General features: G+C 73.2%; 21 protein-coding genes. 12 read left to right on the top strand and 9 right to left on the bottom strand.

Going from position 1 to position 25,322, the window contains the following annotated elements; translation table 11 throughout:
• The first annotated feature begins 160 nt into the window (after positions 1 to 160).
• The 4 genes from AB5J87_RS19880 (at position 161) to AB5J87_RS19865 (ending at position 2,164) form a co-directional block, all read left to right on the top strand.
• Positions 161 to 409 carry a hypothetical protein gene (locus tag AB5J87_RS19880; RefSeq protein WP_369378202.1) on the top strand — a complete coding sequence of 83 codons (249 nt, stop codon included), beginning with the start codon at positions 161 to 163 and terminating at the stop codon, positions 407 to 409.
• Positions 375 to 905 (top strand): DUF6879 family protein, encoded by a 531-nt coding sequence (locus AB5J87_RS19875; protein WP_369378200.1) that lies wholly within the window; start codon positions 375 to 377, stop codon positions 903 to 905. Before AB5J87_RS19880 ends, AB5J87_RS19875 begins: the two co-directional genes overlap by 35 nt.
• Positions 906 to 932: 27 nt before the next feature.
• Positions 933 to 1,781: a helix-turn-helix domain-containing protein gene (locus AB5J87_RS19870; protein ID WP_369378199.1), complete on the top strand. Its 849-nt coding sequence runs from the start codon at positions 933 to 935 to the stop codon at positions 1,779 to 1,781.
• Positions 1,782 to 1,843: 62 nt separating this feature from the next.
• Entirely contained in the window at positions 1,844 to 2,164 is a 321-nt protein-coding gene (locus AB5J87_RS19865) for a hypothetical protein (RefSeq protein WP_369378196.1), read from the top strand.
• Here AB5J87_RS19865 and AB5J87_RS19860 read toward each other — a convergent pair.
• Both AB5J87_RS19860 and AB5J87_RS19855 read right to left on the bottom strand, forming a co-directional pair.
• On the bottom strand, positions 2,118 to 3,059 hold the full coding sequence (locus tag AB5J87_RS19860) for a DMT family transporter (RefSeq protein ID WP_369378194.1): 942 nt from the start codon (positions 3,057 to 3,059) through the stop codon (positions 2,118 to 2,120). The genes AB5J87_RS19865 and AB5J87_RS19860 overlap by 47 nt on opposite strands.
• A gap of 158 nt (positions 3,060 to 3,217) precedes the next feature.
• Complete coding sequence (locus AB5J87_RS19855; RefSeq protein ID WP_369378192.1) at positions 3,218 to 6,055, bottom strand: FAD-binding and (Fe-S)-binding domain-containing protein; 2,838 nt, start codon at positions 6,053 to 6,055, stop codon at positions 3,218 to 3,220.
• Between the two features lie 109 nt (positions 6,056 to 6,164).
• Here AB5J87_RS19855 and serC point away from each other — a divergent pair, with 109 nt between their 5' ends.
• Positions 6,165 to 7,283 carry a phosphoserine transaminase gene (gene serC / locus AB5J87_RS19850; RefSeq protein WP_369378191.1) on the top strand — a complete coding sequence of 373 codons (1,119 nt, stop codon included), beginning with the start codon at positions 6,165 to 6,167 and terminating at the stop codon, positions 7,281 to 7,283.
• 421 nt (positions 7,284 to 7,704) lie between these two features.
• On the opposite strand, the gene AB5J87_RS19845 is transcribed toward serC, so the two are convergent.
• Positions 7,705 to 8,655, bottom strand: coding sequence for a WD40 repeat domain-containing protein (locus tag AB5J87_RS19845; RefSeq protein WP_369383590.1), 951 nt, complete (start codon positions 8,653 to 8,655; stop codon positions 7,705 to 7,707).
• Between the two features lie 80 nt (positions 8,656 to 8,735).
• Between AB5J87_RS19845 and AB5J87_RS19840 the strand changes: the two genes are divergently transcribed.
• Entirely contained in the window at positions 8,736 to 9,422 is a 687-nt protein-coding gene (locus tag AB5J87_RS19840; protein ID WP_369378190.1) for a GDSL-type esterase/lipase family protein, read from the top strand.
• Positions 9,423 to 9,502: 80 nt separating this feature from the next.
• Entirely contained in the window at positions 9,503 to 10,513 is a 1,011-nt protein-coding gene (locus AB5J87_RS19835; RefSeq protein WP_369378188.1) for an aldo/keto reductase, read from the top strand.
• A 197-nt stretch (positions 10,514 to 10,710) separates the two neighbouring features.
• On the opposite strand, the gene thpR is transcribed toward AB5J87_RS19835, so the two are convergent.
• From thpR to AB5J87_RS19820, 3 genes are read right to left on the bottom strand one after another with little or no spacing between them, the layout of a single operon-like run.
• Complete coding sequence (thpR, locus tag AB5J87_RS19830; protein WP_369378186.1) at positions 10,711 to 11,274, bottom strand: RNA 2',3'-cyclic phosphodiesterase; 564 nt, start codon at positions 11,272 to 11,274, stop codon at positions 10,711 to 10,713.
• A gap of 31 nt (positions 11,275 to 11,305) precedes the next feature.
• Entirely contained in the window at positions 11,306 to 12,652 is a 1,347-nt protein-coding gene (locus AB5J87_RS19825; protein WP_369378185.1) for an MFS transporter, read from the bottom strand.
• Positions 12,653 to 12,683: 31 nt separating this feature from the next.
• Positions 12,684 to 13,127 carry a MarR family winged helix-turn-helix transcriptional regulator gene (locus tag AB5J87_RS19820; RefSeq protein ID WP_369378183.1) on the bottom strand — a complete coding sequence of 148 codons (444 nt, stop codon included), beginning with the start codon at positions 13,125 to 13,127 and terminating at the stop codon, positions 12,684 to 12,686.
• A gap of 156 nt (positions 13,128 to 13,283) precedes the next feature.
• On the opposite strand from AB5J87_RS19820, the gene AB5J87_RS19815 reads away from it, so the two are divergent.
• Complete coding sequence (locus AB5J87_RS19815; protein ID WP_369378181.1) at positions 13,284 to 13,466, top strand: ribbon-helix-helix protein, CopG family; 183 nt, start codon at positions 13,284 to 13,286, stop codon at positions 13,464 to 13,466.
• A gap of 33 nt (positions 13,467 to 13,499) precedes the next feature.
• Here the strand turns inward: AB5J87_RS19815 and AB5J87_RS19810 are convergent, their stop codons facing one another.
• Positions 13,500 to 14,948: an NCS2 family permease gene (locus tag AB5J87_RS19810; protein ID WP_369378179.1), complete on the bottom strand. Its 1,449-nt coding sequence runs from the start codon at positions 14,946 to 14,948 to the stop codon at positions 13,500 to 13,502.
• Positions 14,949 to 15,180: 232 nt separating this feature from the next.
• Here AB5J87_RS19810 and AB5J87_RS19805 point away from each other — a divergent pair, with 232 nt between their 5' ends.
• Together AB5J87_RS19805 and AB5J87_RS19800 are read left to right on the top strand one after the other, a co-directional pair.
• Entirely contained in the window at positions 15,181 to 15,486 is a 306-nt protein-coding gene (locus AB5J87_RS19805) for a DUF2530 domain-containing protein (RefSeq protein ID WP_369378177.1), read from the top strand.
• Between the two features lie 127 nt (positions 15,487 to 15,613).
• A complete protein-coding gene (locus AB5J87_RS19800; protein ID WP_369378175.1) occupies positions 15,614 to 18,031 on the top strand; it encodes an HAD-IC family P-type ATPase in 2,418 nt (805 codons plus the stop codon).
• A gap of 510 nt (positions 18,032 to 18,541) precedes the next feature.
• On the opposite strand, the gene AB5J87_RS19795 is transcribed toward AB5J87_RS19800, so the two are convergent.
• Both AB5J87_RS19795 and AB5J87_RS19790 read right to left on the bottom strand, forming a co-directional pair.
• Positions 18,542 to 21,640, bottom strand: a complete 3,099-nt coding sequence (locus AB5J87_RS19795; protein WP_369383589.1) for a sacsin N-terminal ATP-binding-like domain-containing protein — start codon at positions 21,638 to 21,640, stop codon at positions 18,542 to 18,544.
• Positions 21,641 to 22,252: 612 nt separating this feature from the next.
• Positions 22,253 to 23,161 carry a DUF3027 domain-containing protein gene (locus AB5J87_RS19790; protein WP_369378174.1) on the bottom strand — a complete coding sequence of 303 codons (909 nt, stop codon included), beginning with the start codon at positions 23,159 to 23,161 and terminating at the stop codon, positions 22,253 to 22,255.
• Positions 23,162 to 23,453: 292 nt separating this feature from the next.
• On the opposite strand from AB5J87_RS19790, the gene AB5J87_RS19785 reads away from it, so the two are divergent.
• A complete protein-coding gene (locus tag AB5J87_RS19785) occupies positions 23,454 to 24,800 on the top strand; it encodes an MFS transporter (protein WP_369378173.1) in 1,347 nt (448 codons plus the stop codon).
• 27 nt (positions 24,801 to 24,827) lie between these two features.
• Positions 24,828 to 25,322 carry a DUF2771 domain-containing protein gene (locus AB5J87_RS19780; protein ID WP_369378171.1) on the top strand — a complete coding sequence of 165 codons (495 nt, stop codon included), beginning with the start codon at positions 24,828 to 24,830 and terminating at the stop codon, positions 25,320 to 25,322.

Raw genomic sequence — 25,322 nt, 5'->3', positions numbered from 1 at the left:
AAAACAATCAAGCATGCTTGCATTGTTTTTTCCCAGGGGGGTGGGGAGTGCGCCGGGGGCGCAAGTCGGTTGGGGGAGTGCGCTCTTGACGGGTCCGGTGCGGTGTCGGGATGGTCGTGCATGCAAGGCCGTGCAATTTCCGTCGGCTCGGGAGGCTGACATGGCGCTGCGGTTCATCGCGAAGGACCCGGATACGGACGAGAGGAACTGCCCCACCGTCTGGGTGGACCTGGAGATGGAGGAGCTCCTGTTCCAGGGGTTCCAGGTCGACGAAGTCGTACGCGCCGCATGCCTGCGGACGGGGCCGATTCCGGACGGCGAGGCAGTGGTGCGGCTCCCCATGCGTATGGTGACCGCGATCAGGGAGGCGTGCGATGAAGCAGAGCGGGCCGGTGTACGACTTCGATGAGGTCCTGAGTCGTTGCAAGCGTTCCGCTGTCCATCTGGAGATGCGGGACTCCTACGCGGTGGACAACGAAGCGGAACGGTTCGAGAGCTGGAAGTCCGGCCACCGGGACGATCCCGCGGACCGCGCTTCGTGGTGGCGACCCTGGCACGATCTGGTCGCCGACGCCGTGGGTCGTGGCATCGCGGTCCGGCGGGCCCGCATCGTCTCCGAGCCCGTGAGCGAGTACATCCGTTTCGAGTACGACGGGACGTTCATGAACGTCGCAGCCGGTGAACTGGTGCGCTGGCTCCCCCGGCGCCAGGCATCCGACTTGGCGCTGCCCGGAAACGACTACTGGTTGTTCGACGGGACGATCGTGCGCTTCGGGCACTTCACCGGTGACAGCCGGTACGTCGGCGAGGAGTGGACGGAACACCCGCCGGTGGCCCGGCTGTGCGCGGTGGCGTTCGACAGTGTGTGGGAACGGGCCGTTCCGCACGAGGAGTTCAAGGTCTGATCGCTCGCGCCGCCCGGTAGCCGACCCGTGTCCGCCTCTCCGTCGTCCAGCGCGCAGAACGCCCGCGAGGCAGTCGCCGCGCGCCTGCGGGAGCTGCGCCTGGACGCCGGGCTCACCGGGCGGGAGGTGGCCGCGCGGGCGGGCTGGAGCGCGGCAAAATCGTCCCGCGTCGAGAACGCCAGGACGCCTCCGTCCGACGCCGACATCCGTGCGTGGTGCCGCGCCTGCGGCGCGGAGGAGCAGGCGGCCGACCTGATCGCCGCCAATCGCACCGCCGACTCGATGTACGTCGAATGGCGCCGCAAACAACGGACCGGACTGCTCAGGCTCCAGGAGTCCGCCGTCCCCCTGTTCGAGCGGACCCGCCACTTCCGCGTGTACTGCTCGAACGTGGTCCCCGGCCTGCTCCAGACCGACGGCTACGCCAGGGCGCTGCTGACCGCGATCACCGAGTTCCGGCAGATCCCCGACGACGTGGCGGAGGCCGTCGAGGCGCGCATGGCCCGGTCCCATGTGATCCACGAGGGCGACCACAGGTTCGCCCTGGTCATCGAAGAGGACGTGCTGTACTACGGCTTCGGCGACGCGCGGGTCATGGCGGGACAGCTCGGCCATCTGCTGGCCGTCATGTCGCTCCCGTCGGTGTCGCTCGGGATCATTCCCAGAACGGCGGCGCGTCGCATGTGGCCCATCGAGACGTTCATGGTGTTCGACGGCCGGCGAGCCGCCATCGAGCTGCTGTCCGCCGACGTGACGGTCACCGCCCCGACCGAAGTCGGGCTGTACGTGCGGGCGTTCGCCGAGTTGGCGGAGATGGCCGTCTACGGCTCGAAAGCCCGGGCTCTGATCACCGACGCGATTACCTCACTCGGGTGAGCCCGATGCAATCCCGTGCAACAACCTGGCCCCGCCCCCACCCCCCGCCGGACCATCACCCCATGCCCACCAAAAAGCAAACCCCCCGGTCCCCCGACCCCACTCCCCGGGGCTGGCGCGTCGACCCCATTCCGAGTCGGCCCGCCCGCCGGGACACCGACGGCAACGTGCGCGTGCCGCTGTGGCTCGCGCGGGACGGGGAGCACGTGGCCGACGCCGACATGGTGCTGCTGCCCTCCGAGGCCGCGCTGCTGCACGACCGGCTCGGCGAGGCCCTGCGCGGGGCGGCCCGGGACGCGCTGCACGGGCGGGCGGCGCCGATGGGGCCGCCCTGGGCTAGCGCCGTACCTGCGACCGCACCGCCCCCACGCTCGCCCCGATGACCAGCGCGATCGCCAGCGCGTCCGTCGCGGACAGGGACTGGTGCAGGACCAGGAAGCCCGCCGTCGCCGCGATGGCCGGTTCCAGGCTCATCAGGATCGCGAACGTGGACGCGGGCAGGCGGCGCAGGGCCAGGAGTTCCAGGGTGTACGGGAGGACGGAGGAGAGCAGGGCGACCGCCACGCCGAGGGCGATCGTGGACGGCACCAGCAGCGTGGAGCCCGACTGGACCGCGCCCAGCGGCAGCGACAGGACCGCCGCGACCGCCATCGCCAGGGCGAGGCCGTCGGCCTGCGGGAAGCGGCGGCCCGTACGGGCGCTGAACAGGATGTACACCGCCCAGCACGCCCCCGCGCCCACCGCGAACGCCGCCCCGACCAGGTCCAGCGACCCGAACCCCGCACCCCCGCCGCTGCCCAGCAGCGCCACACCGGCGAGCGCGAGGGCCGCCCAGACGAAGTTGACCAGGCGGCGCGAGGCCAGGACGGACAGGGCCAGCGGGCCGAGGACCTCCAGGGTCACCGCCGTGCCGAGCGGGATGCGGTCGACCGCCTGGTAGAAGAGGCCGTTCATACCGGCCATCGCGGCGCCGAAGGCGACCACCGTGCCCCAGTCCGCCCGCCGGTAGCCGCGCAGCTTCGGGCGGCAGAGGACCAGCAGGACCACCGCCGCCGCCGCGAGGCGCAGCGTCACCACTCCGGCCGCGCCCGCCCTCGGCATCAGCATGACCGCCACCGCCGAGCCGAACTGCACGGATATGCCCGCCGAGACGACCAGCGCGACGGGGGCGAGGGCCGCCCCCCGGCCGCGCGCGCCGCCGAGCCCGCCCGCCGCCTCCGGCGCGGTGACGGTCGCCGCCGTGGTGGCGGTCGGCTCTGCGGCGTGCTGAGTGGTCACCGGGTTCCCCTTGCTGGCTGGTTCGTCGCCACGCTGGACAGTTCACTTCACTGGTCTGCTTGTTTAAAATATTGCACCAGCCGTGGAGTCCGGTCCAGCTTTTTCCCGACACCGGCGGAACCACGCCCTCCATTTAACGTAAGCGGTGCTCGGCCCGTCTACCCCTCACCACCCCGCCCCGCTCCCAGCCCCTCCGCCAGCACCTCCGCCAGATGCCGGCCCCGCCGCCCCGCCAGCTGTTCCAGCTGCGTACGGCAGGAGAAACCGTCCGCCAGCAGCTCCGTACCGGGGGCGGCGGCCCGTACCGACGGCAGCAGCCGCTCCTCCGCGCAAGCCACCGACACCTCCCAGTGGCCGCGCTCGAAGCCGAAGTTTCCGGCCAGTCCGCAGCAGCCGCCGCTGAGCCCGCCCGTCAGGCCCGCGCGCTCGCGCAGCCGCGCCTCGGCCGCGTCCCCGAGCACCGCGTGCTGGTGGCAGTGGGTCTGCCCGACGACCGGGCGCCCCACGTACGGCGGGGTCCACTCGGGCGCGCACTCCTCCAGCGCCTGCGCGAACGTCCGCACCCGCGCCGCCAGCCGCGCCGCCCTCGGGTCGTCCGGCAGCAGCTCCGGCAGATCGGTGCGCAGCGCCGCCGCGCAGCTCGGCTCCAGGACGACGACCGGCAGCCCGCGCGCAAGCAGCGGCTCCATCACGTCCAGCGTGCGGCGCAGGACCGCGCGGGCGCGGGTGAGCTGGCCGGTGGAGACGTACGTCAGACCGCAGCACACCCGCCCCTCGGGCACCGCGAGCCCCACCCCGGCCGCCTCCAGGACCCGTACCGCCGCCCGCCCCACCTGCGGCGAGAGGTGGTCGGTGAAGGTGTCCGGCCACAGGACGGCGGAGGCCGTCCCGGGAGCCTGGCCCACGCAGGCCCGGCGCCGCCGCAGCCAGGCCCGGAGCGTCCGGGGCGCCAGCACCGGCAGCGCCCGTTCCGGCGCGATCCCCGCGATCCGTCTGACCAGCGACGCCAGCGGACGCACCCGGGCCAGCGCGTTCAGCACCCGCGCCCACGGCGCCGCGAGCCGCAGCCAGCGCGGCAGCCACCCCATCGCGTAGTGGGCGGCCGGGCGCAGCCGCCCCGCGTAGTGGTGGTGCAGGAACTCCGCCTTGTACGTGGCCATGTCCACCCCGACCGGGCAGTCGCTGCGGCAGCCCTTGCAGGACAGGCACAGATCGAGCGCGTCCCGCACCTCCGGGGAGCGCCAGCCGCCGGTGACGACCTCGCCCGCCAGCATCTCGTGCAGCAGCCGGGCCCGCCCCCGCGTCGAGTGCGCCTCCTCGCCGGTGGCCCGGAAGGACGGGCACATCACCCCCGAACCCGCCTCTGCCGTACGGCACTTGGCCACCCCCACGCACCGCCGCACCGCCGCCGAGAAGTCCCCGCCGTCCTGCGGATAGCCGAACTCCACCGCCACCGGCCGCCTCGGCAGCACCGCGAACCGCAGGTTCTCGTCCAGCCGCGCCGGGCGCGCCAGGATCCCGGGGTTGAGCACGCCCGCCGGATCCCAGATGTCCTTGAACTCCCCGAAGAGTGCTACGAGTTCGTCCCCGTACATCTTCGGCAGCAGCTCCGCCCGCGCCTGCCCGTCGCCGTGCTCGCCGGAGAGCGAACCGCCGTGCGCGGCCACCAGCCCGGCCAGCTCCTCGGAGAAGCGGCGAAAGCGCGCCACGCCCGGCGCGCTCAGCAGGTCGAAGTCGATGCGTACGTGCACACAGCCGTCACCGAAGTGCCCGTACGGCGTGCCGCGCAGCCCGTGCTCCTTCAACAGCGCCCGGAAGTCCCGCAGATACGCGCCGAGCCGCGCGGGCGGCACCGCGCAGTCCTCCCACCCGGGCCACGCCTCCGTGTGGTCCGGCATCCGCGTCGCCGTCCCGGCCGCGTCCTCCCGCACCCGCCACAGCGCCCGCTGCCCGGCCGCGTCGGTGACCACGGCCGCGTCCAGCGCCCCGGCGGCCCGCACCACCTCGCGGGCGCGCGCCCGCGCCTCGGCGGGGGTCGCGCCGCCCGTCTCCACGAAGAGCCAGGCGCCGCCGCGCGGCAGCCCGGCCGCGCCGCGCACCAGGTCGGCGGCCATGCCCTCGACGGTGAGCGGCCCGTACGGCAGCAGCGCGGGCGCCGCCTCGGCCGCCGCGCTCTCGTCCGGGTAGCCGAGCACCGCGAGCGCCCGCGCCCGGGGCGCCTCCACCAGCCGTACGGTCGCCTCGGTCAGCACCCCCAGCGTGCCCTCCGAGCCGCAGAACGCGCGTGCCAGATCCGTGCCGCGCTCCGGCAGCAGCGCGTCCATCGCGTACCCGGAGATCCGGCGCGGCAGGTCCTGCGGATAGCCGGTGCGCAGGGCGGCGAGCCGGGCGCCGACGAAGTCGCGCAGGCCCGCCGGGGCGCCGCTCCAGCCGCGCCCGAGCCGCAGCGCCCCGCCCGAACCGCCGACCACCGCCAGCTCGTGCACGTTGTCGGCGGTCGTCCCGTACGCCACCGAGTGCGAGCCGCAGGCGTTGTTGCCGATCATCCCGCCGAGCGTGCAGCGGCTGTGCGTGGACGGGTCGGGCCCGAACGTCAGGCCGTACGGGCGGACCGCCGCGCGCAGCACGTCCAGGACCAGCCCCGGCTGCACCACCGCCGTGCGCGCCTCGGCGTCCACCGCCAGCAGGGACCGCATGTGCCGGGTGAAGTCCAGCACGACCCCGGTGCCGGTGGCCTGCCCGGCGATCGAGGTCCCCGCGCCGCGCGGCACCACCGGCACCCCGTGCGCCCGGCACACCGCGAGGACGGCGGCCACGTCGTCGGCGTCCCGGGGCGCCACCACGGCCCGTGGGACGCGCCGGTAGTTGGACGCGTCCATCGTCGTCAGCGCCCGCGCGCCCGGCGAGAAGTCGGCCTCCCCGCGCACCACCCCGCGCAGCTCCCGCTCCCATGCGCCCTGTGCCGCCGCCGCGTCCGTACGCCCCTTGTCTCCCATGGCCCCCAGCCTGCCCCGGCGGGCCCGCCGGCGGTGGGCGCGGCGGCGGGCGCGTCTCGGGAGGTGGACCGGAACGCCGCCGTCCCCGGTGTGCCGATACCCTGCGCTCGTGGCTGAGATCCAGATTCCCGCTGACATGAAGCCCGCCGACGGCCGTTTCGGCGCGGGCCCCTCCAAGGTGCGGACCCAGGCGCTGGACGCCCTGGCCGCCACCGGTACCTCCCTGCTGGGCACCTCCCACCGCCAGGCCCCGGTGAAGAACCTGGTCGGCGAGGTCCGCCAGGGCGTACGGGACCTGTTCTCGCTGCCCGAGGGGTACGAGGTCGTCCTGGGCAACGGCGGCTCCACCGCGTTCTGGGACGTCGCGACCCACGGGCTGATCGAGAACAAGTCGCAGCACCTGAACTTCGGCGAGTTCTCCTCCAAGTTCGCCAAGGCCGCCAAGCTGGCGCCGTGGCTGGCCGACCCGTCGGTGATCGCCTCCGAGCCCGGTACGCACCCGGACCCGGCCGCCGAGGCGGGCGTCGACGTCTACGCCCTCACCCACAGCGAGACCTCCACCGGTGTCGCCGCCCCCGTCAAGCGGGTCGCGGGCGCCGACGCGGGCGCGCTCGTCCTGGTCGACGCGACCTCGGGCGCGGGCGGCCTGCCGGTCGACATCGCCGAGAGCGACGTCTACTACTTCGCCCCGCAGAAGTCCTTCGCCTCCGACGGCGGTCTGTGGATCGCGGTGTTCTCCCCCGCCGCCCTGGAGCGCGCGGCGCGGATCCACGCGTCCGGCCGCCACATCCCGGAGTTCTTCAGCCTGCCGACCGCGATCGACAACTCGCTGAAGAACCAGACGTACAACACCCCGGCCCTGTCCACGCTCTTCCTGCTCAACGAGCAGCTGAAGTGGATCAACGGGCAGGGCGGTCTGGCGTGGTCGACCGGTCGTACGGCCGCGTCCGCGAAGGCGCTGTACGGGTGGGCCGAGGAGTCCAAGCACGCCAGCCCGTTCGTGGCCGACGCGGCCAAGCGGTCGCAGGTCATCGGCACGATCGACTTCTCCGACGAGGTGGATGCGGCGGCCGTGGCGAAGGTGCTGCGGGCGAACGGGATCGTGGACACCGAGCCGTATCGCAAGCTGGGGCGCAACCAGTTGCGGATCGCGATGTTCCCGGCGATCGACCCGGCCGACGTCCAGGCCCTGACGGCCTGCGTCGACTACGTGATCGAGCAGCTCTGAGGTTCTCCGTCCGCAGGTAGAACGTGGCTGCCCGCGCAGTCCCCCGCGCCCCTGGACCCGCTGTCACCTGCGGGCCGGTGGGGGTTGCCCGCGCAGTTCCCCGCGCCCCTGAGAACCCCGTTCGCCTGCGGACCGTGCCCGCTTCTCGCGCAGTTCCCCGCGCCCCTGAACCCGCTGTCATCTGCGGGCCGTGCCCAGTTGCGCGCGGCCCTGAAGATGGGCCCGCAGGGCCCTCCTAGGGGCGCGGGGAACTGCGCGAGCGAGCCAGCACGGCCCGCAGCCAAAGACCGGCCCGACAAGGGGCGCGGGGAACTGCGCGAACGGCCCCCACCGGGCCGCAGGCAAAGAAACCAGCTCCGGAAGGGGCGCGGGGAACTGCGCGACCAGGCCAACCACCGCGCCGCAGGCGGAGGGCGAGTGGTTACCGGCGGCGGCGCCGCAGCCCCACCCACGCCGCCCCCACACCCACGACCGCCAGCCCCCCGTACACGAGGTTCCGATTGCCCTCGCCGGAGGCGGCGTCGCCCGGCGAGGAACTCCCCCTGCCCCCGGGGGACTCGGCACCCGCCGCGACGGCGACCCGCGAAACCGGACTCTGCTCCCCCTCACTGCCGAACAGCAGCGCCTTCCCGTCCAGCGTGTACGTGACGGACTCGGCCTGCCGCATCAGCGGGGCCTCCACTCCGTGCCGGGCCCCCATCCTGCCGCCCTTCCAGTCGTACTCGGCCGCCCAGAAGTAGCCGCGCAGCGCCAGCTTCGTGCCGTCCGGGGAGAAGGCGCCGTCGGTGACCCACGGCACGTCGCCGACGCGCCGGAAGACGTTGGTCCCGGCCGTGGAGAGGTGCGCGGGCCCCTCGTACAGCCCGCCGCCGCCCTCCTTCTTGGACGCGATGTACACCCGGCCCGTCGTGGGGTGGACCATCAGCGCCTCGGCGTTGCGCGGCCCGTCGGCGTACTTCACCACGTACTGCGTGGCCCTGACCGTCGCGTCCTTGAGCCGCTGGGGCTCGGGGAACTTGTAGATCCAGACGTTCTTCCAGGTCCCGCCGAGGTTGTCGCCGATGTCCCCGACGTACACGTTCCCGTCCGCGCCGACCGAGATCGCCTCGACGTCGCGCGGGCGCCCGACGCCCGTCATGGTGATCCGGGCGACGGTCTCCCCGGTCTTCGAGTCGATGGCGTAGACGTACGGCCCGTCGTCGCTGTCGTTGTGCGTCCAGACGATCCCCGGGTGGGCCCGGCTGGCGGCGAGACCGCTGGACTCCTTGATCCGGGGGTCCTTGATCGTGAAGTCGCCGTCGTCGGCGGCGGCCGGTCCGGCGGCCGGCCCGAGCAGCCCGGCGGCCGTGACGACGGACAGGAGCGAACGCATCGGGAAACGCATGGGATCAAGTGTCCATCGTCACGTGGCCGCCCGTCGAAGCCGCCCGGGTGATCCGCCATCATGACCTCATGCGTTTCATGTTCGTCGGCGATTCCATGACCATCGGACGCGCCGGCGACATCACCTGGCGCTACCGGATGTGGCAGCACCTGAGCACGGCCTTCGGCGCCCCCTGCGAGATCGTGGGGCCGCGCACCGAGCTGTACGACACGGAGGCGGGCGCCCCGCTGTCGTCCGCGTACGGCGCGCCGGACTTCCCCGCACCGGCCCGGCGCCACCTCTCCGGCTGGGGCGAGGGCTGGCTCCACATGGCCCCGCTGATCCGCGAGGCGGCGGCCGGGGCGGGCGCGGACGTGCTGCTCGTCTCGCTCGGCCTGATCGACCTCGGCTTCTACACCGACAGCGGCCAGACGGCCGAGAACGTCCGCCTCTTCGTCGCCGAGGCGCGCGCGGCCAACCCGGCGATCAAGATGGTGCTGCTGCCGGTCATACCCAACGTACGGGCGGAGACGGACGCGCCCTTCGCCGCCGAGGTCGCCCGCTTCAACGAGCTCCTGGCGAAGGCGGTGGCCGATCTGGACCAGCCGTCGTCACCGCTGCTGCTCGCCTCGCACCCGGCGGCGTACGACATCCACGTGGACACCTACGACGGCACCCACCCGGCCGCGTCCGGCGAGCACAAACTGGCGGCGGCCTTCGCGGACGCCATGCACCAGGGGTGGGGCCTCGGCGGGGCGTACGCGGCGGCCGTCTGATCCCCGGGGCGCGCGGCCGGATCCGCCCCGGCCGAACTCCCCTTGCTTCGAGCGCACTTCAAGAGGTTCGCTGGTCCCTCATGGAGTACACGCAGCTCGGACGCACCGGACTCAAGGTCAGCCGTCTCGTCCTCGGGACGATGAACTTCGGCGGGCTGACCGACGAGGCCGACAGTCACGCGATCATGGACGCCGCCCACGACGCGGGCATCAACTTCTTCGACACCGCCAACATCTACGGCATCGGCGAACACAAGGGGCTCACCGAGGAGATCGTCGGGTCCTGGTTCGCGCGCGGCGGCGGGCGCCGGGACCGGACCGTCCTGGCGACCAAGGGGTACGGGAACATGACCCCGGACGGCAGCCCCTGGAACACCAGCGTCTGGCCCAACGACAACAAGCTCTCCGCGCTCAACATCCGGCGGTCGGTGGAGGCCAGCCTCAAGCGGCTCGGCACCGACCACATCGACGTCTACCAGTTCCACCACGTCGACCGGCAGACGCCCTTCGAGGAGATCTGGCAGGCCATGGACGTCCTGGTGCGCCAGGGCAAGGTGCTCTACGTCGGCACCTCCAACTTCCCCGGCTACAAGATCGCCCAGGGCAATGAAGTCGCCGCCAGGACCGGCCGGTTGGGGCTGGTCAGCGAGCAGTGCCTGTACAACCTCGCCGAGCGGCGCGCCGAGCTGGAGATCATCCCCGCCGCCCAGGAGTACGGCGTCGGGATCATCCCGTGGTCCCCGCTCCACCAGGGGCTGCTGGGCGGCGCGCTGCGCAAGGAGCGGGAGGGGAGCGGGGCCCGCACCAAGGGCGGCCGGTCCGCCGCCGGGCTCGCGGACCCGGCGGTGCGGCCCCGGGTCCAGGCGTACGAGGACCTGCTGGCCGAACACGGGCTGGAGCCGGGCGAGGCGGCCCTGGCGTGGCTGCTGACCCGGCCGGGCGTGACCGGCCCCATCGTCGGCCCGCGCACCGCCGAGCAGCTCGCCTCCGCCGTGCGCGCGGTGGAGCTGGAGCTGGGCGGGGAGGTGCTGGCCGGTCTGGAGGAGATCTTCCCGGGGCCGGGGCCCGCCCCGGAGGCGTTCGCCTGGTAGCGGCGGGCGCGGCGGCCCCCGCCGGGGACGTCAGCCGCGGGCCGCCGCCACCGCCACGACGACGAACATCAGCACGAGCACACCGGCCATGATCCGGTTCCTGGTCTTCGGGTTCACGCGTACGAGCGTAACGAACACCGCGGCGCCCCCCGGGCTCCGCCCCCTCCCGTACCGCCCGTACCGCCCGTACCGCCGTCTCACGCCCCGAGTGGCCAGCGGCCCACCACGTCGTAGCGGGGCAGCTCGGCCGGGACCCCGGAGACCGGGAGGTTGCTGCGGACCAGGAACACCTCGGCCACCCGCCAGGCCGTGCCCTCGAAGGGGGCCAGGGCGTCGGTGTACGGGCGCAGGTCGGCGCCGGCGCGGCTGCGGGCCAGGGTGAGGTGGGGGTGGTAGCGGCGGTGCTCCTCCATCGCCACGCCCGCGCGGCGAGCCGCCGCGTCCACGCGTTCGGCGAGCAGCCGCAGCGGGTCGAGCCCGCCCGCGACGCCCGCCCACAGCACGTGGTCGCCGAACCGGCCGCCGCCGTGCAGGCGCAGCTCGAACGGCGGGGTGCGGCGGGCGGCGCGGGCCAGCCGTTCGTGCAGGTCCGGCCGGACGGCGTCGTCGACCTCGCCCAGGAAGGCGAGGGTGAGGTGCCAGTTGTCGCGGCCCGCCCAGCGCAGTGCGTCCGCGCCGGGCAGGGCGCACAGCGCGTCGACCGGCCGGCCGAGCTCGGCCAGCCGGTCGGCCGGGGGCAGCACCGCGGCGAAGAGTCTCATGGGACCAGTCTCGCGCCGGGCGCCGCAGGGGTCACGCGGCCGTGGCCAACTGCTCCCGGGGGACGAACTCCAGGTGCCGCCGGCCGCGCCGCAGGTCGACCTTGAGCCGCAGGTTGGCCGCCCGGGCCAGCATCAGGCCGACGCCGAGCGCCGCGAGGGCGCAGATCAGACCGCCCAGGGCGAGGCTGACGCGGACGCCGTAGGTGTCGGTGAGCCAGCCGAAGAGCGGGCCGCCGAGCGGGGTGCCGCCGGTGAAGACCATCATGAACAGGCTCATCACCCGGCCGCGCATCTCCGGGTCGGTGGCCATCTGGACCGAGGCGTTGGCGGTGACGTTGACGGTGAGGCCGAGCACGCCGACCGGGATCAGCAGCGCCACGAAGAGCGCCATGCCCGGGGCCGCCGCCGCCGCGATCTCCAGGACCGCGAACAGGCCCGCCGCCCCCGCCAGCAGCCGCAGCCGCGTGGTGCCCCGGCGGGCCGCGAGCAGCGCGCCGATCAGGGAGCCGATCGCCATCAGGCTGTTGAACAGGCCGTACATCCCGGAGCCGCCGTCGAAGACGTCATGGGCGAAGGCGCTGAGCCAGATCGGGAAGTTGAACCCGAAGGTGCCGACGAAGCCGACCAGGACGATCGGCCAGATCAGCTCGGGCCGCTTGGAGACGTAGTCGAGGCCCTCGCGGAGCTGGCCCTTGCCGCGCGGCGCGAGCCGGGTGGGCCGCAGCTCCGCGGTGCGCATCAGGGCGAGACCGGCCAGCGGCGCCAGGAAGGAGAGGCCGTTGGCGAGGAACGCCCAGCCGGGGCCGACCGCCGCCATCACACCGCCGGCGACCGCCGGGCCCACGAGCCGCGCCGACTGGAAGTTGGCGGAGTTGAGGCTGACCGCGTTGCGGACCTGGTCGGGGCCGACCATCTCGGAGACGAAGGACTGCCGGGTCGGGTTGTCGACGACGGTCACCAGTCCGGTGAAGAACGCCGTCAGATAGACGTGCCAGACCTGGACGTGGCCGGAGAGCGTCATGGCCGCCAGGAAGAGCCCGCCCAGGCCCATCGCGCTCTGGGTGACGAAGAGGATGCTCCGCTTGGCGAAGCGGTCGGCTATGACGCCGCCGTACAGCCCGAAGAGCAGCATCGGCAGGAACTGCATGGCGGTGGTGATGCCCACCGCCACCGAGGAGCCGGTGATCTGGAGGACCAGCCAGTCCTGGGTGATCCGCGCCATCCAGGTGCCGATGTTGGAGACGATGGCACCGGAGAAGAACAGCCGGTAGTTGCGGATCGCGAGGGAGGAGAAGGTCCCTCGTCTGCTGCCGGCGGCAGCCGGGTCGTGGGTGGAGTTGTGTGCGGGGGCGGAGTCTGCTCCGTTTCCCGTACTCAAAGGGGTTCGCCTCCAAGCGTGCGCGGTCAGTTCACAGGTGTGCGAGCTTCTCCAGTACGGGTGCGGCGGCGCGCAGCTTCGCCCACTCGTCCTCGTCCAGGCCCTCCGCGAGGGTCGTCAGCCAGGCGTTGCGCTTGCGGCGGCTCTCTTCGAGCATCGCCTCGGCCTCTTCGGTCTGGCTGACCACCTTCTGGCGGCGGTCGTCGGGGTGCGGCTCCAGCCTGACCAGGCCCTTCGCCTCCAGCAGCGCGACGATTCGGGTCATCGACGGCGGCTGTACGTGCTCCTTGCGGGCCAGCTCACCGGGGGTGGCCGAGCCGCAGCGGAAGAGGGTGCCGAGCACCGACATCTCGGTGGGGCTCAGCGACTCGTCGACGCGCTGGTGCTTCAGGCGCCGGCTCAGCCGCATGATCGCCGAGCGGAGGGAGTTCACGGCGGCGACGTCTACGTCAGTGCCGTGGGACAGGTCAGACATGTTCGTTAGAGTAACTCATTACTCTGGCTAAATACCAGCCGTGTACCACCGGCGCGCCTAGACTGCGGTCCCGCACCACGACACACATCACCCGAATGAGTGAGAGCTATCGGAAAAGTGACGCACCAGGGCAGGGCCTGCGGCGACCCTCGACCCATGGGGACCAGCGTGCTCAGCCTGCGGATAGACGGTGAGCTGCTCGAACGGCTCCGGCAGCATGCCGCCAAACGCCAAATGAGCGTCCAGGACTATGTGGTCCGGACGCTCATTCGCGATGACTTCGACGAGCGCTTCAACGCCGCCGTCGACGAGACGGAGAAGTTCTACGGCGCCGCCTAGCGCGGCCCCCGGCGGGGCCGCGGGGCCCGCGGCCTAGGTGAGGCCCAGCGCCGGCATCAGGTAGTAGAAGGCGAACACCGCCGAGACGACGTACATCGCCACCGGCACCTCACGGCCCCGGCCCGCCACCAGGCGCAGCACGGTGAAGGTGAGGAAGCCCATACCGATGCCGTTGGTGATGGAGTACGTGAACGGCATCATCAGCATCGTCACGAACGCCGGGATCGCGATCGTCCAGTCGTCCCAGTCGATCTGCCGGATCGAGCCGGACAGGATCAGGAAGCCCACCGCCAGCAGCGCGGGGGTGGCCGCCTGGGACGGGACCATGGTGGCCAGCGGGGTCAGGAAGAGCGCGACCGTGAAGAGGCCGCCGGTGACCACGTTGGCGAGGCCGGTGCGGGCCCCCTCGCCGACGCCCGCCGTGGACTCCACGAAGCAGGTGGTGGCCGAGGAGGACGAGGCGCCGCCCGCCGCGACGGCGATGCCGTCGACGAACAGGACGCGGCTGATGCCGGGCATGTTGCCCTCGGCGTCGGTCAGCTTGGCCTCGTCGCCGATGCCCATGATCGTGCCCATGGCGTCGAAGAAGCAGGACAGCAGCACGGTGAAGACGAACAGGACGCCGGTCAGCACGCCGACCTTGTCGAACCCGCCGAACAGGCTGACCTTGCCGACCAGCCCGAAGTCGGGGCTCGCGACCGGGTTGCCGGGCCACTTCGGGGTGGTCAGGCCCCAGGACGGCACGGTGGCGACCGCGTCGATGATCATCGCGGCACCGGTCATCACCACGATGGAGATGAGGATCGCGCCGGGCACCTTGCGCACCATCAGCGCCAGGGTGAGCAGCACGCCGAGAACGAAGACCAGGACCGGCCAGCCCAGCAGATGGCCGTTGCCGCCGAGCTGGAGCGGGACGGTGGTGTGGGCGGCGTCCGGGATCCGGGAGACGAAGCCCGAGTCGACCAGGCCGATCAGCATGATGAAGAGGCCGATGCCGATGGCGATGCCCTTGCGCAGGCCCAGCGGCACCGCGTTCATCACGCGCTCGCGCAGCCCGGTGGCGACCAGGATCATCACCACGAAGCCCGCGAGGACCACCATGCCCATCGCGTCCGGCCAGCTCATCCGGGGCGCCAGCTGGAGGGCGACCACGGTGTTGACCCCGAGCCCGGCCGCCAGCGCGATCGGCACGTTGCCGATGACGCCCATGAGGAGCGTGGTGAAGGCCGCCGTCAGCACGGTCGCGGTGACCAGCTGGCCGCCGTCGAGCTGGTGCCCGTACATGTCCTTGGCGCTGCCCAGGATGATCGGGTTCAGCACGATGATGTAGGCCATCGCGAAGAAGGTGGCGAAGCCGCCGCGGATCTCGCGGGCGAAGGTGGAACCCCGCTCGGAGATCTTGAAGTAGCGGTCCAGGCCGTTGACCGGCGGCGTCGGGGACGGCGGCGGGGTGTCGACCTTGGCGGTGGCCGAGGGGGACATGCGAAACCTCAGTCGGGAGACGGGGCAGGGAGGCGGGGCGGGGAGGAACAAGCGAAAAGCGGCCTCAACCCGAACTTCTTTGGACGTTTCAACGAACAAAACGAGTCAGCCACAAGCGGTTTCAGTATGAATACATAAGTCGAAGATCGCTATCTCCGCGCGTAGACCCAAGGGACGCCCGGCCTCCCCGCGGCCCGGAGGCCCCCGGAAACCCTCCCCCTACACTGGGCGCATGGCGAAGTGGACACCGAAACACGAGGCACCCGAGCCCCTCGAAGGGCCCGTCGTCGCCACCATCACCGGCGGCACGGTCCTCTGGTTCGCCCTCTTCCTCGTCCAGCTGCCGTTCTACGGCTGGTTCGACGACCACGGCCACCTCTGGTGGGTCTGGACGTGCCTGGCCGGCGGCGGTCTCGGGCTGATCGGCATCTGGTACGTCCGCGGACGCGACGCGGCCCTGAAGCGGCACGCGGCGGCGCGGGCGGCTACCGGGGAGGGCGCGGACGGGGACGCCCCGGCCGACGGCACCAGGGTCTAAAGTCCACGGATCCCCCGAGAAACCGGTCGCGGCGCATACCGCCGCAGGACCATTCGCCTCCTCCCCTGGTCTGATGTTCGACCTTCCCGGCAGGTGAAGCGGGAATTCCCCCCGTACCGTCGAAATCATGACGCAGCGCGCCAATATCGACGCCGGGGCCGAACTCGACCCCGTCCACCCCGTGCCGCCGCCCGCCGCGCCCGGCCGGGCCACCGGGCTGACCACCGCCGAGGTCGCCGAACGCGTCGCCCGGGGCGAGGTCAACGACGTCCCCGTGCGCAGCAGCCGCTCCACCGCCGAGATCGTCCGCGCCAACGTCTTCACCCGGTTCAACGCGATCATCGGCGTGCTCTGGGCGATCATGCTGGTGGTGGCGCCGCTCCAGGACAGCCTCTTCGGGTTCGTCATCATCGCCAACACCGGCATCGGTATCATCCAGGAGCTGCGCGCCAAGAAGACCCTCGACGGGCTCGCGGTCATCGGCGAGGCCAAACCGACGGTCCGGCGCGACGGCGCCGCCGCCGAGATCTCCACCTCCGAGATCGTCCTCGGCGACCTGGTCGAACTCGGCCCCGGCGACAAGGTGGTGGTCGACGGCGAGGTGGTCGAGACCGACGGCCTCGAAGTCGACGAGTCCCTCCTCACCGGCGAGGCCGACCCCGTACTGAAGAAGCCCGGCGACAAGATGATGTCCGGGTCGTTCGTGGTCGCGGGCGGCGGCGCGTTCACCGCGACCAAGGTCGGGCGCGAGGCGTACGCGGCGCAGCTCGCCGAGGAGGCCAGCCGGTTCACCCTGGTCCACTCCGAGCTGCGCAACGGCATCTCGCTGATCCTCAAGTACGTCACCTGGCTGATGATCCCGACCTCCATCGGGCTGGTGATCAGCCAACTGGTGGTCAAGGACGACAACTTCAAGCAGTCCATCGCGTACACCGTCGGCGGCATCGTCCCGATGATCCCCGAGGGCCTGGTGCTGCTGACCTCGGTGGCGTTCGCGATCGGGGTGATCCGGCTCGGCCGCAAGCAGTGCCTGGTGCAGGAGCTCCCCGCGATCGAGGGCCTGGCCCGGGTGGACGTGGTGTGCCTCGACAAGACCGGCACGCTCACCGAGGGCGGCATGGACGTCACCGAACTGCGCCCGCTGGGCGGCGCGGAGGAGACGTACGTGCGCAAGGTGCTCGGCGCGCTCGGCGAGTCCGACCCCCGGCCCAACGCCTCCCTCCAGGCGATCATCGACGCGTACCCGGACGCCGAGGAGTGGCGCTGCACCGAGTCGCTGCCCTTCTCCTCCGCGCGCAAGTACAGCGGGGCCGCGTTCAGCGAGGGCGACGGGGAGAACTCCACCTGGCTGCTGGGCGCACCCGACGTCCTGCTGCCCGCGGGCGACCCGGCGCTCGCCGAGATCGACTCCCTCAACGAACAGGGCCTGCGCGTCCTGCTGCTCGCCCGCGCCCGCCGCGAACTCGACGACCCGCAGGTGGCGCAGGACGCGCGGGCCACCGCGCTGGTCGTCCTGGAACAGCGGCTGCGGCCCGACGCGGCCGAGACCCTGCGCTACTTCGACGAGCAGAACGTCCACGCCAAGGTCATCTCCGGGGACAACGCGGTCTCCGTGGGCGCGGTGGCCGGCAAGCTCGGGCTGCCGGGCGCGCAGAACACCGTGGACGCGCGGCAGCTGCCCACCGACCAGGGCGAGATGGCGGAAGTCCTCGACCAGAACGCGGTGTTCGGCCGGGTCACCCCGCAGCAGAAGCGGGACATGGTGGCGGCGCTCCAGTCCCGGGGCCACACCGTCGCGATGACCGGCGACGGCGTCAACGACGTCCTCGCCCTCAAGGACGCGGACATCGGCGTCTCGATGGGCTCGGGCTCCGAGGCGACCCGGGCCGTGGCCCAGATCGTGCTGCTCAACAACAGCTTCGCGACGCTGCCCTCGGTGGTGGCGGAGGGCCGCCGGGTCATCGGCAACATCACCCGGGTGGCGACGCTGTTCCTGGTCAAGACGGTGTACTCGGTGCTGCTCGCGCTGCTGGTGGTGTGCACGCAGGTGGAGTACCTGTTCCTGCCGCGCCATCTGACCCTGCTGTCGACGCTGACCATCGGCATCCCGGCGTTCTTCCTCGCCCTCGCGCCCAACACCGAACGCGCCAAGCCGCACTTCGTACGGCGGGTGATGCGGTACGCGGTCCCCGGCGGCGTCATCGCGGCGCTCACCACCTTCGCCACGTACCTGCTGGCGCGCCACTACTACGTGGGGGACGGCGCGCGGGAGGCCGAGACCAGCGCGGCGACGCTGACGCTGTTCCTGGTGTCGATGTGGGTCCTGGCGATCATCGCCCGCCCGTACACATGGTGGCGGATCGCCCTCGTACTGGCGATGGGCGCGGCGTTCCTGCTGGTCCTGGCGGTGCCGTGGCTGCAGAGCTTCTTCGCGCTGAAGCTGGTGGGGACGACGATGCCGTGGGCCGCGGTGGGGATCGCGGTGGTGGGGGCGGGGCTGCTGGAGGTCGCGTGGAGGTGGGTGGGGAGGAAGTGGCCGGCGTAGTCCACTGCCCGCACCATCTTCTGGCCGGACCTTTCTCTACGGCCCGGCCGCACAGGGGCACGGGGCTGCGCCTGCGGCCCGGCCGCACAGGGGCACGGGGCATTGCCTATGACCCGGCCCCATAGGGGCGCGGGGAACTGCGCGACCAGCCCCCACCGGCCCGCAGACAAAGACGTGCGCAGTCCCACCAGCCCCATTTGGCCGGGGCTTTGCCCGCCGGCCACCAGGGGCGCGGGGAACTGCGCGACCAGCCCCCACCGGCCCGCAGACAAAGGCTCGCGCAGTTCCCCGCGCCCCTGAAACCCGATGCCGTCTGCGGACCGTGCCCGCCTCTCGCGCAGTTCCCCGCGCCCCTGAAGAAACCCACCTTCATCTGCGGACCGTGCCCGCTTCTCGCGCAGTTCCCCGCGCCCCTAGGGGTACGGCTCAGCCGGAGCAGCCGGCTCGGCCCTGGTGGCCCGGCCAAGATCGCCCCTCGGCCGGGGGGGGCGGGCCCAAGCGCACCCGGGGTCAGTCGAACCAGCGGGCCCGGGACAGTTCCGTCGTGCGGGTCGGGTCCTCCAGGAGGGCCGCCACCTCGAAGCGGCGGGGCCACTGGCCCGCCGCCCAGGCGAGGCCGGCGGCGACGCCCTCCAGGGTGGCCGCGTGGACGGCCCCGTCGGGCGCGCGGCGCCAGTCGAGCTCGACGCCGCCCGCCAGCAGCTCCTCGTGCTCGAAGTACGAGAGCGGGGCGGCCGGTCCGAGCAGTGTCCGTACCGGCTCCGGCACCTCGTGTTCCGTGCCGACCGTCGTCACCTCGGCCGACGCCGTCTCACCGAGCCGCCGCACCTGGAGCAGCTCGGCCAGCTCGGCCGCCCGGGCCGGGGCGACGGGCAGCAGCGGCAGCCCGTCGGTGAGCGGCAGCAGGTCGGGCGCGTCGGCGACCACCGCGTCGGCCGCGTCCACCACCCGTACCTCCCCGTCGACCACCGCGCGCAGCTCGTCCGGCAGCGTGACCTGCTCGGGGTCGAGGTCGGCCAGCGCGGTGTAGAGGGCGTGGAGCTGGGCGCCGGTGACGGGGAGGCCGTCGTCGGCGAGGCGGGCGAGCAGCTCGGCCGCGCCGCCGGGCTCGTCAAGCAGCGCCGCCACCGAGGTGCGCACCCCCAGCGCCCGCAGGACCTGTTCGTCGTCGAACCCGGTCGCGTCGGCCGACTCGTACAGCCCGGACAGCAGCGGGTCGGAGCCCGCCGCGCGCAGACCCGCCGGGCGGCGTCCGCCGAGTACGGGGTGGCCGCGCAGCCACCACGCCGTGTACGGGCGGACCGTCTCGGTCGTGCCGTCCGGCAGCAGGACGCGTACGGGCTGGGTGAGGGCGTCCCGCAGCGGCGGCCGGGCGAGCATCGCCAGCGCCCGCGGCCAGGCGTCGTCGTCGACCAGGTCGAGGTCGCGGACCGCCACGATCTCGGTGGCCACCGGCGGCACCGGGGTGTGCGGCAGCTGGTCCAGCAGGTCCTCGCACCACACGTCGACGGCGTCCAGGAGCCCGGCGTCGTCGGGTTCGGCGAAGTCGCCGTCGCGGGGCTCCAGTTCGTCCGGGTCGAGGACCACATCGGTGGCGCGCACCAGCGCGAACGTGGCCAGCACGCCGCAGGCGGCCAGCGGCTGCTCGCCCCAGCGCTCGGCCAGCTCGGCGTCGACCTCGGCGAGTTCGCCCGCGCGCACGACGGACGCGAACGGGCTTCCGGGCAGCACGAGTTCACCGGCGGGGGCGAGCTCGCCGTCCTCGTCGGGCAGGGCGAGCGCGCCCAGCCAGGGCTCGTCGCCGGGTTCGAGCCCGGCGTCCCGCACCAGCGCCAGTACGGTCTCGGCGAGTTCGTCGGCGTCCGGCGCGTCCTCGTCCCAGATCTCCCCGCCGTCCAGGGACCCGGCGACCGCCGCCCGCACCTGAGCCGTCGTCAGCACGGCCCGGGGCGTGGCCGGGAGGGCGCCGAGCTTCTCCAGGAGGGGGTGCGCGGCAGCCGCGTGCGCGACCTTCAGACCGAGCCGGGCGAGGTCGGCGGGGGTGTCGGCGAGCGGCAGCAGGATCTGGCGCGGGCCGACGGCGGTACGCCCGTCCGACAGCGGTACGGGCAGCCCGCTGAGCCGGTCCGGGTCGACCCCGGCGAGCGTGTCGTAGAGCCGGTACCACCACTCGGGGGCGCGCTCGGCGCCGCCGATCCGCTCGATGGCGTCGCCCAGCGGCAGCCGGCCCACGCCCAGCGTGCGCAGCTCGGCGCGGCGCTCCAGACCGGCGGGCAGCAGCGTCGGCAGCACCTCGGCCAGCACCTTCACGGTGTCGGCGCCCGCGCCCTCTACCACCTCGGCCTCGAACGGCCGCAGCGCGGGCAGCTCTTCGGAGGGCACGGCGGGGGCCAGGAACGCGACGCGGGGCAGCCGCTCCAGAACGGCGGCGCGCAGCGCCCCGTCCAGCTCGCCCCGGCCCAGCGGACCGGGCACCAGGTCGAGGGTGCCGGTGGAGACGGGCTGCCAGTCGCCGAGGAGCGCGGCGTACGCCTCGGCCGCGCGCTCCACCAGGAAGTCGGTGAGCGGGCCGGGGGCCGGGTGGCGGCGGGCGGTGTCCAGCGGCAGCGAGGCGATGAGCAGGGCGGGTACGCCGAGGGGCTCGTCGGTGGGGGTGGGCGCGTGCACGACGGGGGCCGTGCGGGGGCGCTGGGGGGCGCCGTCCAGATCGACGGGGACGGCCCAGGTCACCGACCAGTGCGGGCGCAGCCGTTCCTCGACGGGCCGGTCCGCGAGGAGCGCGGGCTCCAGCGCCCCGGCGGCGCTGACGGTCCGCCAGCGGTTGAGGCCGTCGCGGGTGTCGTCGATGTGGACGTAGCCGTCCTGCTCGGAGCGGCGCAGTACGCGGGTGCCGTCCGGGGTGTCGACGACGACCTCGACCAGGCCGGGCAGGGTCAGCAGCAGCGCGTCGTCGATCTCCGCGAGCAGACGGCGCACCAGGTCCTCGGCGGGCTCGTCGCGCAGCGGCAGGACGACGACCGTGTCGTAGCCCTCGGGGGCGCTGCCCTCGGCGGGCAGCGGGAGCCGCAGCAGCGGTACGTGGCCGTCGCGGCGGCGCAGCTCGTCGCCGAGGCCCGGGCTGAAGCGGGCGGCCTCGGCGGCCAGGTCGCGGGCCTCGGCCAGCGACCAGCGCACCCCGCCGGTACGGCCGACGACGGCGGGCTCGTCGCTGACGGCGAGGACCGCGGCGAAGCCGACGCCGAACCGGCCGACCGAGGTCCCGGCGTCGCGGCGCTTGGCGGAGGCGCGGAGCGTGGAGAGCGACTCCACGCCCGTGGCGTCCAGGGGGGTGCCGGTGTTGGCGGCGGCCAGGACCGGCTGCTCGCCCGGGGCGCCGGGGTGCAGGGTGAGGCGGAGGCGGCCGGGGACGCCCGCGCGGGCCGCCGCGTCGGCGGCGTTCTGGGCGAGCTCCACGACGAGGCGGTCGCGGTAGCCGCCGAGGGCGAGGTCCTCCTCGGCGTTGGCGTCCTCGCGGAAGCGGGCGGGGGTGGCGGCCCAGGCGTCCACCACGCCTCGGCGCAGCCGGGCCGTGCCGAACGGGTCGGCGCCCTCGATCGTTGTCGCCTTCACGATCACGCGCGCACTCCGCTTCTTGCGTCCACCGAACCCTGAGCCCGAAGGTACCGCGTCCACCCCTCCCCCGGCCCTCCCGGGCCCGCGCCTCCGGTGTGGAGCGTTCACCTGCGGCCCGGCGGCGGTTGCCCGCGCCCCTCATGAGCCGGATGTACGTCTGCGGCCCGGCGATCGCTCCTCGCACAGTTCCCCGCGCCCCCAACCCCGCTGTCGTCCGCAGACCGTGCTGGCTTACTCGCGCAGTTCCCCGCGCCCCTAGGGGGTACGGCTCAGCCGGAGCAGCCGGCTCGGCCACGGGCGTTTCAGGGGCGCGGGGAACGACGCGACCAGCCCCCACCGCCCCACGAGGGGCGCGGGGAACTGCGCGAGAAGCGAGCACGACCCGCAGACGAAGGCCGGTTTCCCAGGGGCGCGGGGAACTGCGCGAGAAGCGACCACGGCCCGCAGACGAAAACGGGTTTCCAGGGGCGCGGGGAACTGCGCGACCAGCCCCCCACCGGCCCGCAGACAAAAACCCACCCCAAAGGGGCGCGGGGAACTGCGCGGCCAGCCCCGACCGGCCCGCGGACGAGGTTCCGGACCGAGAAGGCGCGCGGGCGGGCCCGGAGGCTATGAGTGGCCCAGGTCCTCCGAGTCCCGGTCGGGGGACGCCTCCACCGAGCCCCCGTCCGCCACCGGACGCAGCAGCAGCGCATCCGCCCCCACCGTGTCCAGCACCGGCGCCGCCGGCTTCGGCGGCTTCGGCATGACCGCGGCCTCCGAGTGGCCGCCGCAGCCGTAGGACAGGGAGACGACACGCCCGTCGGCCGGGCCGAATTCGTTGGCGCAGATCCCGAACGCCTGCCGCAGGGACCCGGCCAGCGGCACCAGGAAGGCGCACGACACGCAGGACGCGGGCGCGGCCTGCGCCATCGGGGTCTTCGCCCCGAACGCCTCGTCCCAGCGGTCCGCCGCCACGTGCAGCCCGTACCGCGACAGGACCCGCGCCCGGCGCATGCCGAGCTCCTCGGCGACCGCCGCGATCGAGCCGCGCGAGGTGTCGGGCCGGGAGACCAGCTCCGCGTCCTCGGCCTCGACCCGCTCGGCCATCTCCTCGGAGACCGCGGAGTTCGGCGGCGGCGCGTCCTCGCCGCTGTAGCCGGGCTCCAGGCGCAGGTCGTCGGCCTCGGTGGGCAGCAGGTCGCCGGGGCCCATGTCACCCGGACGCAGCCGTTCGCTCCACGGCACCCATTCGGGCGCCTGGAGCGCGTCGGGGCCGGGCAGCAGGACCGTCTCGTCGAGGGTGACCTGCTTGGCGCGGGAGGCCCGCGCGACGGTCACCGCCCAGCGCCAGCCCCGGTAGCCCGGCTCCTTGCACTCGAAGAAGTGGGTGACGACCCGGTCGCCCTCGGCCACGGCCGATACATGTTCGCCGACCACACCGGGGTGTGCGGCCTCCTCGGCCGCCTCCCGGGCGAGGTCGACCGCTTCGGCGCACAGGCGGTCGGGGGTACGGCTTCGCGTCGTCGCAGCACTCACAGGTCTCGCTTCTCTCCTACGCCGTCTCACGGGTGCGCCGGGGACCGCGTACGTACGAGTCGCGGACGGAGCGGACCAGGGGGCCGCGTCGACGTCCGCGCCCGGGCCGTGAGCTGATCAGGGGCGCGCCTTTCGCCATCCATTCTGCGGGATCGCGGAGAGGCGCGCGGCCATGGGCAGCCGCGGGCGGCGCGCCTGTCACGCTACCCCCTTCCCGGCCCGTGGCCCACCTGCCGGTCCGAATCCCCGTCGGTACGTCATGGTCAGACGGGGTTGGGGCACTATGACTGATGTGGCTACCGCGAGGTCCACCGACGAGGCCGGTCCCCTCCGCAGGGCGGGGCGGACGGTCGGCAAAGCGCTGCACACACCCTTCACGGGCACCGCGCGTTCCATCCGAAAGGCGACGCACGCGCACGGCGCCGGTGAGTCGGGCCTGGGCAAACTCATCGAACTGCACGCGGTGAACGGCGCGGGCGACGTGATGATCACCGTGGCCCTGGCGTCCACCGTGTTCTTCTCCGTCCCCACCGACCAGGCCCGCGGCCGGGTCGCGCTGTACCTGGCGATCACGATGGCGCCGTTCACCCTCCTGGCCCCCGTGATCGGCCCGCTGCTCGACCGGATGCCGCACGGCCGGCGCGCCGCGATGGCGGGCGCGATGCTCGCCCGGGCGCTCCTCGCGCTGACGATGTCGGGCGCGGTGGCCACCGGCGGCCTGGAGCTGTATCCGGCGGCGCTGGGCGTCCTGGTGGCGTCCAAGGCGTACGGGGTGGTGCGCAGCGCGGTCGTGCCACGGCTGCTGCCACCACGGTTCTCGCTGGTCAAAGCCAATTCGCGGGTGACGCTCGCCGGGCTGCTGGCGACGGCCGCCGCCGCCCCGATCGGCGCGGGGCTGCAGCACATCGGGCCGCAGTGGCCGCTCTACGGGGCGTTCTGCGTCTTCGTGGCGGGCACGTTCCTGGCCTTCACGCTCGACCACAAGGTGGACTCCGACAAGGGCGAGAGCAAGGCGGGGCTGTCCGACCACGGCGGGCGCAAGCCGGGGCTGCGCTCGGTCGGCGCGTCCGTGCGGAACGGGCTGATCGCCAACGCCGCCCTGCGCTCCCTCTCCGGGTTCCTGATCTTCTTCCTGGCGTTCCTGCTGCGCGAGCATCCGCTGTCCGGGCAGAGCGCCGCCGTCTCGCTGGCCGTGGTGGGCGTCTCGGCGGGCGTCGGCAACGCGCTGGGCACCGCGGCGGGCTCGCTGCTGCGCTCCCGGGGCCCGGAGATCATCATCGTGGCGGCGCTGCTGGCGGCGCTGGGCGCGGCGGTGTGCGCGGCGGCCTTCTTCAGCGGGCTGCTGATGGCGGTGCTGGGCGCGTCCGCCGGGTTCACCCAGGCGCTGGCGAAGCTGTCGCTGGACGCGATGCTCCAGCGCGACGTGCCCGAGGAGGTGCGCACCTCGGCGTTCGCCCGTTCGGAGACCGCACTGCAGATGTCGTGGGTGCTGGGCGGTGCCATAGGGATCGTGCTGCCGCTGAACGGGGTGGTGGGCATGTCGGTGGCGGCGGGGCTGCTCGCGGTCGGCGCGCTCACCTCCGTACGGGGGCTGCTGAGCTCCGCGCGGCGCGGCACGCCACACCCGCGCGTGGCGTGATCACGGGGGACCGATAGCCTTCGGCTCATGACCGTTGCGTTCACCTCTGGTAAGGCCCGTCGGGCCGGCATCGCCCTCGGCGCCGTCTCCGCGGGACTCCTCGTCCTCTCCGCCTGCGACAAGCCGACGCCCCTCGCGACCGTGACGGTCGGGACGAGCTCGGTGAACGCCGAGGCCGCCTGCCGCAACGACGGCAAGGTGCTGTCCGACGAAAAGCTCACGACCTGCCTCAGCAGCGTGAAGACGTCGAAGACGATCAACTACTCGCCGGGTGCGACCCTGCGTCTGGGCGTGGACCCGGACGTCGTCGAGCACGGTGACAAGTGGGTGGCCGTGCTCGACGGCAACCCGATCACCGAGCCGTCCAACAAGACGTACCGCTCGTTCCCGAACGCGGACGTGTTCGCGACCGGCGGGCAGAGCGCCGCGCCCAAGACCAAGAAGATCAACATCATTCAGGTGAACGACAAGAACAAGCCCAAGTCGGTGTGGAGCTTCACGCTCAAGCGCGACGACAGCTGA

This window comes from Streptomyces sp. cg36 (assembly GCF_041080675.1).
Taxonomy (GTDB): Bacteria; Actinomycetota; Actinomycetes; order Streptomycetales; family Streptomycetaceae; genus Streptomyces.
Note: the sequence above shows the minus strand (reverse complement) of the source record. Positions and strands in the feature narration are given on the sequence as shown.